Source organism: Novosphingobium sp., assembly GCF_040398825.1.
In the GTDB taxonomy this organism is placed as follows: Bacteria; Pseudomonadota; Alphaproteobacteria; order Sphingomonadales; family Sphingomonadaceae; genus Novosphingobium.
In genome coordinates this window covers 29,462-41,972 of sequence record NZ_JBBATI010000008.1, presented here as the reverse complement: position 1 = coordinate 41,972, position 12,511 = coordinate 29,462, and the positions used below count along the sequence as shown (strand labels likewise).

The 12,511-nt window shown below is 63.7% G+C and carries 12 protein-coding genes; 4 read left to right on the top strand and 8 right to left on the bottom strand.

Annotated elements, in window-relative coordinates; translation table 11 throughout:
- Positions 1–78: 78 nt before the first annotated feature.
- Entirely contained in the window at positions 79–522 is a 444-nt protein-coding gene (locus ABWP89_RS06190; protein WP_502915248.1) for a DUF3576 domain-containing protein, read from the bottom strand.
- Between the two features lie 503 nt (positions 523–1,025).
- Here ABWP89_RS06190 and ABWP89_RS06185 point away from each other — a divergent pair.
- The 3 genes from ABWP89_RS06185 (at position 1,026) to ABWP89_RS06175 (ending at position 2,990) form a co-directional block, all read left to right on the top strand.
- Complete coding sequence (locus ABWP89_RS06185; RefSeq protein ID WP_353227966.1) at positions 1,026–1,850, top strand: hypothetical protein; 825 nt, start codon at positions 1,026–1,028, stop codon at positions 1,848–1,850.
- A 154-nt stretch (positions 1,851–2,004) separates the two neighbouring features.
- Entirely contained in the window at positions 2,005–2,727 is a 723-nt protein-coding gene (phbB, locus tag ABWP89_RS06180; RefSeq protein WP_353227964.1) for an acetoacetyl-CoA reductase, read from the top strand.
- Positions 2,724–2,990 (top strand): ribbon-helix-helix domain-containing protein, encoded by a 267-nt coding sequence (locus tag ABWP89_RS06175; protein ID WP_353227963.1) that lies wholly within the window; start codon positions 2,724–2,726, stop codon positions 2,988–2,990. The genes phbB and ABWP89_RS06175 overlap by 4 nt, the downstream gene beginning before the upstream one ends.
- Before the next feature lie 126 nt (positions 2,991–3,116).
- On the opposite strand, the gene ABWP89_RS06170 is transcribed toward ABWP89_RS06175, so the two are convergent.
- Both ABWP89_RS06170 and murA read right to left on the bottom strand, forming a co-directional pair.
- Positions 3,117–4,418, bottom strand: coding sequence for a metal-dependent hydrolase family protein (locus ABWP89_RS06170; RefSeq protein WP_353227962.1), 1,302 nt, complete (start codon positions 4,416–4,418; stop codon positions 3,117–3,119).
- 3 nt (positions 4,419–4,421) lie between these two features.
- Positions 4,422–5,705 carry a UDP-N-acetylglucosamine 1-carboxyvinyltransferase gene (murA, locus tag ABWP89_RS06165; RefSeq protein WP_353227960.1) on the bottom strand — a complete coding sequence of 428 codons (1,284 nt, stop codon included), beginning with the start codon at positions 5,703–5,705 and terminating at the stop codon, positions 4,422–4,424.
- Positions 5,706–5,822: 117 nt separating this feature from the next.
- Here murA and galU point away from each other — a divergent pair, with 117 nt between their 5' ends.
- A complete protein-coding gene (gene galU / locus ABWP89_RS06160) occupies positions 5,823–6,716 on the top strand; it encodes a UTP--glucose-1-phosphate uridylyltransferase GalU (protein ID WP_353227959.1) in 894 nt (297 codons plus the stop codon).
- A gap of 138 nt (positions 6,717–6,854) precedes the next feature.
- Here galU and ABWP89_RS06155 read toward each other — a convergent pair whose 3' ends face one another.
- The 5 genes from ABWP89_RS06155 to ABWP89_RS06135 all read right to left on the bottom strand — a co-directional run bounded on the left by ABWP89_RS06155 (position 6,855) and on the right by ABWP89_RS06135 (position 12,510).
- A complete protein-coding gene (locus ABWP89_RS06155) occupies positions 6,855–8,156 on the bottom strand; it encodes a cytochrome P450 (RefSeq protein WP_353227958.1) in 1,302 nt (433 codons plus the stop codon).
- Positions 8,157–8,179: 23 nt separating this feature from the next.
- Positions 8,180–9,715, bottom strand: coding sequence for an acyl-CoA synthetase (locus ABWP89_RS06150; protein ID WP_353227957.1), 1,536 nt, complete (start codon positions 9,713–9,715; stop codon positions 8,180–8,182).
- Between the two features lie 609 nt (positions 9,716–10,324).
- Positions 10,325–11,017 carry a M23 family metallopeptidase gene (locus tag ABWP89_RS06145; protein WP_353227956.1) on the bottom strand — a complete coding sequence of 231 codons (693 nt, stop codon included), beginning with the start codon at positions 11,015–11,017 and terminating at the stop codon, positions 10,325–10,327.
- A 220-nt stretch (positions 11,018–11,237) separates the two neighbouring features.
- A complete protein-coding gene (locus tag ABWP89_RS06140) occupies positions 11,238–12,038 on the bottom strand; it encodes a ferritin-like domain-containing protein (protein WP_353227955.1) in 801 nt (266 codons plus the stop codon).
- Between the two features lie 4 nt (positions 12,039–12,042).
- On the bottom strand, positions 12,043–12,510 hold the full coding sequence (locus ABWP89_RS06135; RefSeq protein WP_353227954.1) for a peroxiredoxin: 468 nt from the start codon (positions 12,508–12,510) through the stop codon (positions 12,043–12,045).
- Between the last annotated feature and the right edge of the window lies 1 nt (position 12,511).

Here is a 12,511-nt window from a genome sequence, read left to right as displayed (position 1 = left end):
CCGCGCGTGTCGGCGCGGGGTCGCTATGGCCAATCACTGCTGATCATCCGCACCCGCACGGATGATCAGCGCCGGCGATCATCCGCGAATGGTCTTGCGGCGCAGGTCGCGCGCGCGCGTTAAAATCACATCTTCCAGCTTTTGCACGGTGGCCGCCTCAACCGGGGCGTCCAGCCAGGCGCCGCCTTGCAGTACCTGGCGGCTGGCGGCGACGCGCACGGCATCGGCGCGCAGATCCTGATCGAGGATCGACACGGTCACTTTCATGCGTTCGCCGGGGTTTTTCGGATTGGCGTACCAGTCGGTCACCACCACCCCGCCATTGCTGTCGGTTTGCAGCAGCGGCATGAACGACAGCGTGTCGAGCGTGGCGCGCCACAAATAGGCATTGACGCCGATCTGGGTGACTTTGCTGGGCGCCAGCGCGGCGGCCTCGGCCACACGCTTTTTCTTGTGGTGGCCAAGGTGGACCCCGCAACCGCCCAGCGTTGCGACAAGCGCACCGGTGGCGATGATGCGCATGGCGGCGGTGGAAAAGGATCCGATGGTTTTCGATTCTGCGCGCAACGTCACTGATCAATCCTGTCTTTCGCTGGTGCAGGCCAACGCGGGTTCACCGCAAAGCCCAGGCACAAACCGAAAACGGGCGCAAGGTATCCTGCCCTTTGCACCGATGCGCACGTTTGGCGCGCGCGGGGGCAATGACACGACCGGCTTGCGGCGTTTACCGGTCACTGCCTCTAACACCCTGTCGCCATCGGCGGCAAGCGCATTGCAAGGGTCGTCGATGGCGGCGGCAACCGCCCCCGCGCATGCCCGCTGTGGATTGGTTGCAACACCTTGCGCACGAAGCGCAAAGACCGCGCGGGAACGGTTGAAAGAACTGGACCTTCATCGGCGCGCGTAGCAAAGGAACTAAGCGCACAGAATTTCCCTGGCCTCTCTGCGGTGTCGCGCCGCAGACCAGCCATCGGCGACGACAGTGCGCAGGATTGGTTTATAACGATAAGGGTAGGCAAAAGATCATGCGTGGGATCGGTGGCAATAGCAGGAAAAACGGCGGTTTTCGCCGGATTCTGCGTTCGCCGGTGATCAGCCCGATGATCTGTGCAGCCTGTGTCGTGGTCTCGGCGCTGGTCGCACCAACCGTGGTTCGCGCGTTTGCCAGTGCCGGCGAATCACCCTCGGTCAGTCTGGCCGCACGCGGGGCCCTGGGTTCGTTTACGCCAGCATCGGTTGATCCGCGGCTGGTGGCGCAGGCGTCAATGCACGCGCTGTCGCATGGCCGGCTGTTTCGTTTCACCCCGGCCGGGATGGAAAATCGCCCCGATCGTGCGGTGACCGTGGCGATCCGGCTGCCCGATGCGCGTGGCCGGATGATTTCATCACGGGTTATCCCGACGGAGCCGGGCACGGGTTTCGCGGCGATGCGGATTGCGCCGGTGGCGTTCAATCTGGGCACGGCGCGCGGGTATCAAAGCTTTGCCCTTCCGGCGAACGGTCCGGCTGGTGCGCCCGTGGGTAGCGCGATCCACGACATGGTCCGCGAAAATGCCGAATTGCGCAGCTTCTCGCTCGCCGCTCCGGCACCGGTGGCGGGTGTGGGCCGCTCCTCGCGGCTTGAACCGACGGTGGCCTTTGACGAACGCGCGGTTCCCGGCCGGTTGCCGCGGACGCTGGGCACCCAGGGCGATTACCAGCTCAATATGGGCGGCAGCTATCGCGTGATGGGCAACCTCGATGTCACGGCTGGCTTGCGCTATTCCACCGATCGCGACCGGATTCGTCCGCTGACCGATCATCGCCAGGACAGCCAGGCGATTTACGTCGGAACCCAGTTCCACTTCTGACCTTTTGCGCGTTTGCTGCGGTTGGCCAATTCCCCTCATAATTTCAGTTTTGTCCGTATCACCGCGCCGTGATCGGCTGGCCTTGTCGGCGTGGCGCTATCGTCGTAGCGTGCGACTGCAAGCAGCAGGGCTTTTGACCCGGAGGGGATAAGACATGGCACGAGTGGCAATCGTAACCGGCGGAACACGCGGGATTGGCGAAGCAATCAGCATCGCGTTGCAGGCGCAGGGTCGCACGGTCGTCGCCAACTATGCCGGCAACGATGCCAAGGCGCAGGCCTTTGCCGACAGGACCGGAATTGCGATTGCGCGATTCGATGTCGGCGATCACGAAGCCACGCTGGCCGCAGTGGCGGCAATCGCCGAACAACACGGCCCGGTCGATATCGTCGTCAACAACGCCGGGATCACGCGCGACGGCGTGCTCCACCGCATGAGCTTTGACGATTGGAATGAAGTCATGCGCGTCAACCTCGGTGGCTGTTTCAACATGGCCAAGGCGACCTTTTCCGGAATGCGCGAACGTGGTTGGGGGCGGATCGTCAACATCGGTTCGATCAATGGCCAGGCCGGGCAATATGGTCAGGTCAATTATGCCGCCGCCAAATCGGGCATCCACGGCTTTACCAAGGCGCTGGCGCAGGAAGGCGCGAAATTCGGCGTAACCGTCAACGCCATCGCGCCGGGCTATATCGATACCGACATGGTCGCCGCGGTGCCCGCACCGGTGCTGGAAAAGATTGTCGCCAAAATCCCGGTCGGCCGGCTGGGCAATGCCGATGAAATCGCGCGCGGGGTGGTCTTTCTGACCTCTGACGAGGGCGCGTTTGTGACCGGATCGACCATGTCGATCAACGGCGGGCAGCACATGTATTGACCGCGCAATTTCATCCACCGGTCAAACGGTCGGTGGAAATTGCCGGGCACAAGACATCGATCAGCCTGGAACCCCTGTTCTGGGACTGGTTGCGACGGGTGGCCGCCGAAGAAGGCGTTCCGGTCAACGCACTGGTGGCGCGCATCGATGCCGAACGCATCCGCGCCAAGACCCCGCCCGGCCTGGCCGGCGCCATCCGCCTGTGGCTGGTGGCGCGGGTGTTTCCCGGTGAAAACGATTTGAGCGGGATGAGTTTGGTTTGATCGACATGAGCTCCTCCCCTCAGGGGAGGGGTTGGGGAGGGGTGTCCTGCGCCCGCAATGACGCGCATTTATCCGGGCGTCGGACACCCCCACCCAACCCTCCCCCTGAGGGGGAGGGCTTTTTATTCAATGGATTGCGGGCTTGCCGTCGCGCAGGTAGGTGATGCCGCCCTTCATGACGAAAGTTACCCTTCGGAGCAGTTCCGGATTGCCCAGCGGATCGCCGTTGACGGCCACGAGATCGGCGTACCGTTCAGGTTGCACCGATCCCACGCGATCGCTTGCGCCGAGCAGGTCGGCGGCATTGCGCGTTGCCGCGAGGATGGCGTCCATAGGCTTCATACCGCCAGCCGCCAGCAGGCCGAATTCCATGGTGTGATCGCCTTCACCAATGTCGGTACCATACGCGATCTTTACCCCTGACCTGATCGCCAGCGGCAGGTTCTGCTTTGGCAGCAGATCATTGGCGAGCTCTTTCGCTGCGGTGCCAGGCGTCAGCAGTTCGGGGTGATCGCGTGCCGCCTCATAAAACACCTGGAAAACGGTCAGCGTTGGCACCAGATACGTGCCGTGCGCTTTCATCAGTTCAAAGGTTTCGGCGGTGGCGAACGATCCGTGTTCGACAGAGTCCACGCCCGCGCGCACGGCATTCTCGATCGCAGCAGCGGGGTAGATGTGCGCCGCCACTTTCATGCCCAGGCTGTGCGCGGTTGTTACCGCGACCTGGATTTCTTCGTTGGTCATCAGCTGCTGGCGCGGATCGTCGCCGGTGGACGCGATCCCGCCGGACGGCATGATCTTGATCAGGTCAGCGCCGCGCGCTTTGTGTTCGCGAACGCGAATGCGTGCCTGCTCGGGCGTGTCGACGATGCCATTTTCCCAGCCGGGGTGCGACAGGTCGTGGTCCAGCCCGCTATGGGGGTCACCGTGTCCGGCAGTGGGGCCAAGCGCCTCAAGCGCGACCCACAGCCGCGGGCCATCGATCTTGCCCGTATTGATCGCGCCGCGCACTGCGACCGTATCATCGCCGCCGCCGCAGTCGCGCCCGCTGGTAAAGCCCTGCAGCAGCATCTGTCGGGCGAACATCGCGCCGTCGAACGCGCGGTCGAGCGCAGAGTGAGTCAGCCAGTCCTCGGTCGCATTCGTGCGGCTTGGCAGTTTGGCCGCGATGTGGACATGGACGTCAATGAACCCCGGCATCACCGTTTCATGCGAGAGGTCGATGACCGCAGCGCCGGCCGGTGACTGAAAACCAGGCTGGATCGCCACAATGCGGTCGTCATGAATCAGGATGGAAACCTGATGGGACGGGGCCTTGCCCGTGCCGTCAATCAGCGTTCCGGCATGAACGACCAGATCGCTTGCCCTGGCTGCAGTCGCAATCAGCGCCAGTGACGCCAGACCCAGTGCTGTCGAACCCCGCAACATGCTTCAATCCCCGCCGGCGCGTTCGACATCGGCGCCCAGCAGCGCCAGTTTTTCTTCCAGCCGTTCATAACCGCGATCGAGGTGATAGACCCGGTGGACGCGGGTTTCGCCCTGCGCGGCCAGGCCGGCGATGATCAGGCTCATCGATGCGCGCAGATCGGTGGCCATGACATCGGCGCCCACCAGGTGATCGACCCCGTGCACGATCGCGGTGCGGCCATGGGTTTCGATGCGCGCGCCCATCCGGTTCAATTCGGGCACGTGCATGTACCGGTTTTCAAAGATCGTTTCGGTCAGCACCGATGATCCGCTGGCCATGCACAGCATCGCCATCAGCTGTGCCTGCATATCGGTGGCAAAGCCGGGGAAGGGCGCGGTGGACAGCGTGACCGGGCGGATCGCGCCATTGGCCGCGACATGCACCCCGCCGCGCACCTCTTCGACATGCACGCCGGCATCGCGCAGCGATTGCACGGTCGCCGCCATATCCTCTATCCGCGCGCCGGCCAGCGTTACTTCGCCGCCGGTGATCGCCGCGGCGCAGGCATAAGACCCGGCCTCGATGCGGTCGGGCATCACCATATAGGTTGCCCCGTGCAGTCGGGGCACGCCGTGCACGGTCAATTCGGATGAGCCGATGCCCTCAATCTGCGCGCCCATCGCCACCAGCAACTGGCACAGATCGACAATTTCGGGTTCACGCGCGGCATTGTGCATGGTCGATGTGCCGGTGGCCAGCACCGCCGCCATCAGCGCATTTTCGGTCGCCCCCACCGACACCACCGGAAAGGTGTAATCGCCGCCGGGCAGTCCGCCATCGGGGGCGTATGCGCGCACATAGCCGGCCGCTAGTTCGATCTGCGCGCCGAACGCTTCCAGCGCTTTCAGATGCAGGTCGATCGGGCGGTTGCCAATCGCGCAGCCGCCGGGCAGCGATACCGTTGCCTCACCCGCGCGCGCCAGCATCGGGCCCAGCACCAGAATCGATGCGCGCATCTTGCGCACCAGGTCATAGGGCGCGACGGTCGATGTCAGCCGCGTGGCCTGGAGGGTCATCACCCGGCCAAAATCTTCGGGCCGGGCGCCGGCGATCGCGGTCGACACACCGAACTGGTTCAACAAATGCTGAAAACTGTCGATATCGGCCAGACGCGGCAGATTGCGCAGCGTCAGCGGTTCATCGGTCAGCAGCGCGCAGGGCAGCAGCGTCAGCGCCGCATTTTTTGCTCCCGAAACCGGGACCGTGCCCGACAGGCGGCGACCGCCGCGAATGATGATCTTGTCCATGCTGCGATTTACCGTGATTCTGCGGCGGCGCAATATCGCCATCAAAAAGAGCTGTTGCTTCACAGCCGCGCCAAAGCATAACGACGCTGTAACAATTATCGGGGTATGCACAGCGGCATGAACGACACCACCACCCGCAAACCCATCCGCAAGGCCGTCTTTCCGGTCGCCGGGCTGGGTACGCGCTTTCTGCCGGCGACCAAGGCCATCCCCAAGGAAATGCTGCCGATCATCGATCGCCCGTTGATCCAGTACGCGGTGGACGAAGCGCGCGAAGCCGGGATTGAACAGCTGATTTTCGTAACCGGCCGGGGCAAGACCGCGATTGTCGAACATTTCGACACCGCGTTCGAGCTGGAGGCGACCATGAACGCGCGCGGCAAACCGCTTGATGTGCTCGACGCGACTCGCATTCAGCCGGGCAACCTGGTCACCGTGCGGCAACAGGTGCCGATGGGCCTGGGCCATGCCATCTGGTGCGCGCGCGCAATCGTCGGTGATGAACCGTTTGCCATTTTCCTGCCCGATGAACTGATGATCGGCACCCCCGGGTGCATGAAACAGATGGTCGATGCCTATCACCAGGTTGGCGGCAACCTGATTTCGGTGCTGGAAGTGCCCGAAGACGAAGTGTCGAGCTATGGCGTGATCAAGCCGGGCGCGCGGGTGTCAGCGGACCTGACCGAAGTCACCGGGCTGGTGGAAAAGCCGAAACGCGAAGACGCGCCATCCAACCTGATCATTTCCGGGCGCTACATCCTGCAACCCGAAGTCATGCGCACGCTGGAAACCCAGGGCAAAGGCGCCGGCGGTGAAATTCAGCTGACCGACGCCATGGCGCGGATGATCGGGCATCAGCCGTTTCACGCGGTCACCTTTGCCGGGCGTCGTTATGATTGCGGTGGCAAATCCGGCTTTGTCGAGGCCACGCTGGAACTGGCGCTGGCCCGCCCCGACATGGCCGATGACATGCGCGCGCTGATCAAACGGCTGGCGGCGCAGATCGATTAGGCTTTCGTTTGTCACGCGTCTGCGACGCGTGAAAGCGCCACCCACCACCCCGTACCCCCGGCCCATCCGCACACAGGTTACCTGGAATGGGCGGATGGGCCGGGGGTGCGGGGTGGTGGGTGGCGCTTGCGAACCAGATTACGCCGCCTTCCACCGCAGTGGCAGGCGTTTCAGCCCGCCGACAAAGGTGGAATTGGCGCGTGCGGGTTCGCCCGCCAGTTCGATGCTGTCGATCCGGTCGAGCAGCACTTCGAACAGCACGCGCATTTCCAGCCGGGCCAGATGCAGCCCCAGGCACTGGTGCGCGCCGGCGCCGAACGCCACGTGGCGGTTGCCATCGCGCGTGGCGTCAAACCGGCGTGGATCGGCAAATTGCGCCGGGTCATGGTTGGCCGCGACATAGTTGATCATCACCCAGTCGCCAGCGGCAATGTGCTGCCCGCCCAGCACGGTATCGGCGGCGGCGGTACGCATGAAATGCTGCACCGGTGATGTCCAGCGGATCGCTTCTTCGACAATGCCGGACAGCAGGCTGCGGTCGGCCTTGACCAGCGCGAACTGCGCCGGGTCCTGCGCCAGCGCCAGCATCGCGCCGGCGGTCGATGCCGATGTGGTGTCGTGGCCGGCGCTGGCGGCGATGATGTAATAGCCAGCGGTATCGCGGTCGCTGATCGGTTGCCCATCGATCATGCCATTGGCGATCACGCTGGCCAGATCGTCGACCGGGTTGGCGCGGCGTTCCGCGGCGAGCGCGGCAAAATAGGCTTCGAAATCCTTGACCGCGCCCGACACGATCTGGGTGATCACTTCTGGCGGCAGGTTGCGGATGCCGGATTGGTTCAGGTCTTCATCCTGGCCGCCAAACATCTGCTGGGTCAGCAGCAACATGCGCTGTTCATCGCTTTCGGGCACGCCCAGGATCTGCATGACGACGTGCAAGGGGTAGGGGCTCGACACCAGTTTGGTGAAATCGCCTTCGTTTCCTGAATCCAGCAGGCGAGCAACGGTGTGCTCGGCGATGGCACGGATTTGCGCTTCGACGTTGCGCAGGTTTTTGGGCATGAACCAGTCCTGCGTCAGCCGGCGCAGCTTCGGATGTTTGGGCGCGTCGATCTGTACCAGCGATTCGACCAGGTGCGGGCTGCCCCCGGTGATCCCGCGCACCAGCGCATCGACGCTGCGCAAAGTGAACACCGCGTTTTTGGGGTTGTTGAGGTAAGTCTGGTTGTCCTTGCTGACCTGCATCACCGCATCAAAGCTTGATACCAACCAGAATGGTTCGTGACTGTCGTCGGGCGCAACGACTTTGGCGACGCCCAGGCCGTTGTCGCGCAGCCAGTCAAACTGATCCAGCAGTGGCGTCCACGCCCCATAGGCGCGCGGGTCGATCACTGCTGCGCCAATGTCTGGCGGCACCATGGCAGCGCGTGGCTGGGTCATCGGTCTGGTCCTTTTGTGGGCAATCAAACAGCGGTTGCGGCGGTCTTGTATTCATCGCGCAGCAGGCGTTTGAACAGTTTGCCAGTGGGTTCGCGCGGCAGTTCGGCGCGGAAATCGATCTGGCGCGGCATTTTTACCCGGCTCAACTGGGGGCTGAGCCATTCGGTCAGTTCGGCCGCCAGCGCGGGGCCGGCCATGGCAAAATCGGCGGGTTGCACCACCGCGACCACGCGTTCGCCCATGTCGGCATCGGGCGCGCCGATCACTGCGACATCGGCCACCTTTGGATGGGTGACCAGCAGGTTTTCAATCTCCTGCGGATAGATGTTTACCCCGCCTGATATGATCATGAAACTTTTGCGGTCGGTCAGGAACAGATAGCCGTCTTCGTCCTGCCGGCCGACATCGCCCAGGCTGGTCCAGCCATGCTTGTTGGTGGCATCGCGGGTTTTTTCCGGGTCATTGTGATAGCTGAACGTGCTGGCGCCTTCAAAGAACACCTGGCCCTCAATGCCGCGCGGCACTTCGTCGCCCGCTTCGTCGCAGATGCGGATTGTGCCCAGCAGCGCGCGCCCGACCGATCCGGGGCGCTGCAGCCATTCCTGGCTGGAAATGAAGGTAAAGCCGTTGCCCTCGGTCCCGGCATAATATTCGCGCAGGATCGGCCCCCACCATTCGATCATCGCCTGCTTGACCGGCACCGGGCAGGGCGCGGCGGCATGGACCGCGCAGGCCAGCGATGACAGGTCATAGCGGTGCCGCACCGCCTCATCCAGTTTCAGCAGGCGCACGAAATGGGTGGGCACCCACTGGCTTTCGGTCACGCGATACCGTTCGATCAATTGCAGCGCGTGTTCGGGGTCGAACTTTTCCATGCATACCACCGTGCCGCCGATGCGGTGCACGGTCAGGCACCAGCGCAGCGGTGCCGCGTGATAGAGCGGGGCGGGGGACAGATAGACGGTGTCAGCGTGAAAGCCAAAGGCACCGCGCGCAATATCGACCAGGCCGTTCGGCGCGCCGATCGCCGGGTCTTCGGGCAGTGGCACGCGCACGCCCTTTGGCTTGCCGGTGGTGCCGGACGAATAGAGCATGTCGATCCCGGCGCGTTCATCGCCGATCGGTTCGGCCGGCATTGCCGCCAGCGCCGCGATCAGATCGTGATCCCCTGTGCCGTCCAACCGCAGTTGCGGCAGGTCGGGCAGGGCCTGCGCCACCGCGTCCAGCAATGGCGCAAAGGCGTTGTTGCTGACCAGCAGTCGCGATCCGCTGTCCTGCACGATATAGGCAACCTCTGGCGGGGTCAGCCGCGATGAGATCGCGACATAGATCACGCCCGCGCGCTGCGCGCCCCAGCACAGCGCAAAGAACACCGGGTTGTTGTCAAAACACAGCGCCACGGTATCGCCGATCTGAAGCCCTCGCGCGCGCAGCAATTGCGCAAAGCGGTTGCTGGCCGCATCGAGTTCGCCATAGGTCACTACCTCGCCGCTCGATCCCATGATCACCGCCGGCTTGTCGGGATTGGTCCGCGCGTGGGCGCTGGGGTGGAATGACATGGCTGGTCCTCTCGTGTGCGCCGCCGTGGCCGGTGGCGCAGCCTTTGCGGCGGTTGGCTGCGGCCATGTTAACCGAACGGTTAAGGAATACAACGGGAATTGGTGGGTGGTGTTCAGCGCAAGGTGCCGGTAAAACGCCGTTCTGGACCAGACAGGCATTTTGACGAGACACCCATGGACACCTATTTCCTTAGCACCGACGCAGACCACCGGGCTGTCATTCAAGAAATAGCCTGCCTGTGGAATGCGGTGACAGGAACAGCCGATGCGAAACGTCTGGACAGGCTCACTACACTTGCAGATGCCTATGAGGCATCACGCTGGCCATTATCCAACTGCGATTGCGTAGACGCGCCAACCTGATCTTCGTCACCCCGGCCTTGATCCGGGGGCCCGCTTTTGTAGGCGTCGCAGGTCACAGGTAAAAAAGCGGGATGCCGGATCAAGTCCGGCATGACGTGGTGGGTTTGGATGGGTGCGCGCAGCTGGCAAAATCGTTGTCGCAAAAACTTTATCAAAAAAAGGGCGCCGTTGCCGGCGCCCTTTTTCGTGTTTGTCGCATCCTCTCCCAAACGCGACAGGGCCGTTTTCGGCCTATGGGTAAATAGCTTATTCTTCCGGGCTGTCCGGGGTTGGCGCGGTCCCATTGCTGGCCAGCACGATGCCGGCGCTCGCTTCGGCAATTTGCAGGTACGGCACCGGGTTGACCGCTTCACCGCCGATGCGCACTTCGTAATGGAGGTGTGCGCCGGTTGAGCGGCCGGTTGAGCCGACATAACCGATCACGTCGCCCTTGTGCACATGCTGCCCTTCGGCAACCGCGATGCGCGACATGTGGCCGTAGCGTGTTTCCAGATTGGCGCCGTGTTCGATTTCCACGCACAGGCCATATCCGCCAAACCAGTCGGCGCGGCCGATTACACCATCGGCGGTGGCATGGATCGGGGTGCCGGTCGATGCGGGCAGATCAACGCCCTTGTGCATGCGGTATCCGCCCAGCACGGGGTGGGTGCGCATGCCGAAATTGCTGCTCATCGCGCGGTTGCTGGTGACCGGCACCAACATCGGGATGGAGGCGGAGCCGGTATCGGCCAAGCTGGATGAGCCAAAGCCATTCAGCGGACGTCCGTTGTCGAGAGCGCGCCAGTTGGCAAACAGCTGGCGGAATTCGCTGTCGCTGGCGCTGGAGCCGAACGACGCTGTGCCATTGCGGCCCGCTTCGGCCGCGCGCAGTGGTGCGGTGATGTCGGCAGAGGCAGCGCTGCTGGCCAGGGCTGGCTGTGCGATCAGGCCTGCGGCCACGACCAGCACCAGCCGACCAAATGATTTAGGGAGGAACCTGTTTTGCAGCATTACGACCCTTGTAAACCTTTTTCCAATCGCCTGGCCCCTGCCGTTCGCAGATCACCAGCCGCGTGATTGATGCTGGATCAGAGCCATTTGGGTGGCCTGGCAACATCGCAAACCGGGCCGACCCCCCGGTATTCACCTAGTGCCCGTGGGGTAGGGGCATGTGTGGCAATCAGGCAACCCCTGCCATGAATTCATACGACAGACCGGCACTCGTCCGCGCCGAGTCGTTGAATGGCGGCTTAACCAAGCCCCTGAAATGCCGCGCGACCAGCATTTTCCATGCTTGCGCCGGCGAATCCCCCCGTTCTGCGCAGACTGCGCTGAAATGAATCGTGCCAAACCGCACGTGGCGAATTTCGTCGTCAAGGATTCGTTGCAGGATGCGCGCGCTGCGCACATCACCCACCGCGGTGAACCGTTCGATCATCGTCGGCGTGACATCCAGTGCGCGCGCCTCCAGCACCATCGGCACCACCGCCAGCCGGGCCGCCAGGTCGTGCGCGGTGTCGCGCGCGGCATCCCACAGCCCGTCGTGCGCGGGCAGTGCGCCATAATGGCTGCCCAGCGTGATCAGCCGCCGCGCCAGCAGCGAAAAATGCATCGCCTCGTCCGCCGCCACGCTCAGCCAGTCGGTCACGAAGTCTGGCCCGCGCTCCCCGCCAAACCGCCCCGCCGCATCCAGCGCCAGATCGATCGCGGTGAATTCGATATGCGCCAGCGCGTGGATCAGCGCGATCCGCCCGCGTGCCGATCCGCCACGCCCGCGCCTGGGCATGGCCGTGGGCGGCAGCAGTTCGGGCCGCGCCGGGCGTGCGGGGACATCGGGCATGGCCACATCGAACAGCGGCGCGAGCTGCCCCGCCGCCCAGTCGCGCGCCACAGCGCGGGTGGCCATGACCTTGGCGCGCGGGTCAGCCGTCAGCATCGCCGCACGAATGGCGCGGGCCACGGTCATACCGGCATCGGGCATGGGTTCAGAGCGCTTCGGCCGCGGCGAGCACTTCGGCGGCGTGGCCTTTCACTTTGACCTTGGGCCAGATCCGCGCGATTCGCCCCGCCGCATCGATCAGCAGCGTGGTGCGTTCCATGCCCATATAGCTGCGCCCGTACATCGATTTTTCGGTCCAGATGCCCAGCGCATCCGACAGGCCATCGGTTTCCGCATCGCTGGCCAGTGGTGCGGCCAGGCCATGTTTGTCGATGAAGCGCTGGTGTTTTTGCGGGGTGTCCTTGCTGATCCCCAGCAGTGCCACGCCGGCGGCGGCAAAACGGTCGGCCAGGCCCGAAAAATCCTTGTTTTCGGTGGTGCAGCCTGGGGTGTCATCCTTTGGGTAAAAGAACAGCACCAGCTTTTGCCCCGCGAACTGCGACAGCCGCAGCGGTTCGCCGGCGGGGGTTGTCAGCGCAATGTCGGGGAGCGTTTCGCCCAGGGCAAGCGTCATG

Bases quoted from the DNA above. Each gene is read 5' to 3' on its own strand.
- galU (WP_353227959.1), top strand. From the start codon at position 5,823: ATGAACGACACCACCACCCGCAAACCCATCCGCAAGGCCGTCTTTCCG.
- ABWP89_RS06135 (WP_353227954.1), bottom strand. From the start codon at position 12,510: ATGACGCTTGCCCTGGGCGAAACGCTCCCCGACATTGCGCTGACAACC.
- phbB (WP_353227964.1), top strand. From the start codon at position 2,005: ATGGCACGAGTGGCAATCGTAACCGGCGGAACACGCGGGATTGGCGAA.
- ABWP89_RS06170 (WP_353227962.1), bottom strand. From the start codon at position 4,418: ATGTTGCGGGGTTCGACAGCACTGGGTCTGGCGTCACTGGCGCTGATT.
- ABWP89_RS06150 (WP_353227957.1), bottom strand. From the start codon at position 9,715: ATGTCATTCCACCCCAGCGCCCACGCGCGGACCAATCCCGACAAGCCG.
- ABWP89_RS06140 (WP_353227955.1), bottom strand. From the start codon at position 12,038: ATGCCCGATGCCGGTATGACCGTGGCCCGCGCCATTCGTGCGGCGATG.
- ABWP89_RS06190 (WP_502915248.1), bottom strand. From the start codon at position 522: ATGCGCATCATCGCCACCGGTGCGCTTGTCGCAACGCTGGGCGGTTGC.
- ABWP89_RS06185 (WP_353227966.1), top strand. From the start codon at position 1,026: ATGCGTGGGATCGGTGGCAATAGCAGGAAAAACGGCGGTTTTCGCCGG.
- ABWP89_RS06155 (WP_353227958.1), bottom strand. From the start codon at position 8,156: ATGACCCAGCCACGCGCTGCCATGGTGCCGCCAGACATTGGCGCAGCA.
- murA (WP_353227960.1), bottom strand. From the start codon at position 5,705: ATGGACAAGATCATCATTCGCGGCGGTCGCCGCCTGTCGGGCACGGTC.